General features: G+C 42.1%; 4 protein-coding genes. 3 read left to right on the forward strand and 1 reads right to left on the reverse strand.

Annotated features, from left to right (window positions below; translation table 11 throughout):
- The 3 genes from BLT_RS21210 to BLT_RS0101730 form a co-directional block, all read left to right on the forward strand.
- On the forward strand, window positions 1-373 hold a 373-nt coding region (locus tag BLT_RS21210), incomplete at its 5' end, for a spore germination protein (RefSeq protein WP_035425335.1).
- Window positions 363-1,601: a Ger(x)C family spore germination protein gene (locus tag BLT_RS0101725; protein WP_017726102.1), complete on the forward strand. Its 1,239-nt coding sequence runs from the start codon at window positions 363-365 to the stop codon at window positions 1,599-1,601. The genes BLT_RS21210 and BLT_RS0101725, both read left to right, overlap by 11 nt.
- A gap of 8 nt (window positions 1,602-1,609) precedes the next feature.
- Window positions 1,610-2,731, forward strand: a complete 1,122-nt coding sequence (locus BLT_RS0101730) for a GerAB/ArcD/ProY family transporter (RefSeq protein ID WP_017726103.1) — start codon at window positions 1,610-1,612, stop codon at window positions 2,729-2,731.
- A gap of 4 nt (window positions 2,732-2,735) precedes the next feature.
- On the opposite strand, the gene BLT_RS0101735 is transcribed toward BLT_RS0101730, so the two are convergent.
- The gene (locus tag BLT_RS0101735) at window positions 2,736-2,972 is read right to left on the reverse strand and encodes a hypothetical protein (protein ID WP_017726104.1); all 237 of its coding nucleotides are present in this window, start codon (window positions 2,970-2,972) and stop codon (window positions 2,736-2,738) included.
- Between the last annotated feature and the right edge of the window lie 263 nt (window positions 2,973-3,235).

Raw genomic sequence — 3,235 nt, forward strand, 5'->3', positions numbered from 1 at the left:
AGCGCTGGTGATCGTTGTGGCGATAACGGGGATTTCAAGCTTCGCGACACCGGCTTATAATATGGCCATTTCTGTCCGTTTGTTTCGGTTTATCATTATGATTTTTGCTGCAACATTTGGCTTTTACGGGATTGCCATTGTCACGTTAATGATTACGGCCCATTTATGCGCCTTGCGCTCCTTTGGCATTCCTTATATGGCGCCTCTTGCACCGTTTATTCTCTCTGACCAGAAGGATACCGTTTTACGTCTACCGATCTGGACCTTTCGTACACGGCCACGCTTGATTAACCAAAAAAATCTCGTGCGGAATGGAGAGAGAAAGCAGCCCTCTCCTTCCAAAGGAAAGAAGGGAAATCAAGATGAGAACTAAATTGTTCCTGCATATCGCTTTGCTTTTGCTCGTACCATTGCTGTTAACTGGCTGCTGGAATAAAAGAGAGCTAAACGAAATCGCAATTGTGATTGCTGTGGGGATCGATAAAGTTGCGGAGACAAATGATTTTCAGGTCACGTTTCAAGTAATGAATCCCACTGCCATTGCCTCAGGAGTAACAGGAGGAGAGGGAGGGAGTAATACCCCGATTACGACATATACCGAAACAGATAAAAGTATTTTCGAGGCAATTCGTAAAGTATCAAAAAAAGTTCCCCGGCAGCTTTATTTTTCACATATGCAAGTACTCGTCATAGGGGAGGAATTAGCAGAAGAAGGGATCAATGAAATCTTTGATTTTTTTGATCGGTCGTCACAAATCCGTCTGACGACAAAGGTTGTTGTGGCAAGAGAGACAGATGCAGCATCAATGCTGAAAATTCTTACACCGATTGATAAGGTTCCTGGTGAGAGCATGGCGAAAAAAATTGAAATCACAGAAAAAAGTTGGTCAGAAACGATCAACACGGAAATTTATGACGTGATCAAGGCAATGGTCAACATAGGAAGAGAACCAATCATAAGTGGGGCGAAAATTATTGGAAATCCAGCCGAAGGAGAGAATAAATCAAATTTGGAGCAGGCGGTGCCACAAGGCCTGATCGAGATAGATGGAGTCGCCCTTTTTAAAGAAGGAAAGCTAAAGCGTTGGGTGGAAGGGAATCAAATCCGTGGCATTGTTTGGGTTCAAGATAAAATGCAGGGCACGATTATGGCTGTTGATTGCAGGGAAAGTACGGATGCCATTGGCATTGAAGTTTTCCGTTCAAAAACGAACGTAACAGCTAAAGTACAAGGAGGAAAACCGAGCTTCGAAATCGAGGTGCGGCAAGAAGGAAGCATTGGCGAGGTAAGATGTCCCATCGATTTAACGAAGAAAGAGAGCATAACAAAAATAGAAGAGGATTGGAAAGAAGCGACCAAAAAAGAAATCGAAGAGGCCGTTAGTATCGCGCAGAGTGAACAAAGTGACATTTTAGGCTTTGGGGAGGTAGTAAAACGTCAATATCCGAAAGCATGGAAGGAATTGAAGAATGAATGGGACAAGAATTTTGCTGAAAGTCAGGTAGACGTGAAGGTCGATGCTTTTATTCGCCGTCCAGCCATGCGAACGAAGTCCTATTTGTCAGAAATAAAGAACGAAGGTGAACAAAAAGGTGGATAGGTAAAGCCATGAATCAAGAAAAAATTAGTGCAAAACAATTATTCGCCATGATCCTGCTATTTGAATTTGGAACAGCGCTTGTCATTCCCATCGGTTTTTCTGCAGAGCAAGGGGTTTGGCTTGCGATTTTATTTGCATTAATTGGGGGTGTTTTCCTCTTTCTTGTGTATGATTATTTTGTTCGCGCCTATCCAGGACTCCCGCTCAGTGGATATGCGCAAAAAATTTTAGGGAAGCCTATTGGCTGGGCATTGGCCTTAGTCTATATTCCTTTTTTTATTTACATTGCAGCACGAGACTTGCGAGAAGCTGGTGACCTATTGGCAACCTCCGAATATGACCTGACGCCACTTTTTATTCTGAATGCATTGATGGTCGTGGCGATCGTCTATGTTGTGCGAAAGGGTATAGAAGTATTAGCAAGAATGGCAGAGCTATACTTGATCGTGCTCGTGATTTTAGGTGTGTTAGGAAATGCATTTGTGATTTTTTCCGGGCTCATTGATCTAAAAAATCTCTCTCCTATTTTAGACAATGGCTGGAAACCGATTTTAACGGCAGCCTATCCCGATATTTTTATCTTTCCCTTTGGTGAAATGATTTGCTTTACAGTGATTTTGCCGTATTTACATCAACAGAGACAGAAAGCAAGAAAGACAGGGGTCCTTGCTCTTGTCGTGAGCGGCTTCATTTTAAGCTTGACCCACGCTGTGGAGATCTCGGTTCTCGGTTCGGATCTATATAGCCGCTCAACCTTCCCATTGTTTGTTACCATTAGCAAGGTGAACATTGCTAATTTTTTGCAGCGGCTTGATGCAATTGTGATTCTTTCGCTGATTATCGCCAACTTTTTTAAAACAGCCATTTATTGTTATGCGGCAATGGTTCTAACAGCTGATTTATTCAAGCTTGAAAAACCACAAAGGATTGGGCTGCCCATTGGAATCATCGTGCTCTTAATGTCGCTGATGATCGCAAGTAATTTGACGGAGCATTTTGAAGAGGGACGATTTATTATTACTTACATTTTCCCAGTTTTTTCAGTCGCGATTCCGCTCTTCCTGCTTGTTGTGGACGTGATACGTAAACGCTTTGGGCATAAGCCCTCCAAAGCAAGTGTTGAAAAGTAACGGATTATTTTTTCCTTGCTCGTGCTTGCTGTTTTTTCGTCATGCTGGCATAAATCGGTGGAAAAACCAAGCTTATGAGCAATAAAAACAAAAGAATGTACTCCGGTGCTGACATAACCCAAGTTGGATTTCTCATATTCCGAAGAGACATGGTCAGCTTCATTCCCATCAGTAAATCAATCGTGATAATGAGTGCAATCGTAAGTAGCAATAAAACGAAAAAAAGGACCAAGGATTTCATGAGCTGTGCTCCTCCTCTATGTTTCCGATTTTGTATATATGTGGCAAACATTCAGGTTGCGAAAAAAGAATGAACAAGACTAGTATGCCCGGGAAGCCTGAAGAATCAAGGCGCTTTATAACGAAAATAATGGATAAAGAAGGGAAGCAGTATTACAAAAACCATAACAGCAAATCTCCCACAGCTTCATCTAATCAAAAAATTCGTGAGAGAAGAAAAGGTAAAAAGCATCCAAAGATAGAGGCATAAGGGAAAGGGGAGTC

Origin of the sequence: Halalkalibacterium ligniniphilum (genome assembly GCF_000334155.1) — a bacterium.
GTDB classification, from domain to species: Bacteria; Bacillota; Bacilli; order Bacillales; family Bacillaceae_D; genus Halalkalibacterium; species Halalkalibacterium ligniniphilum.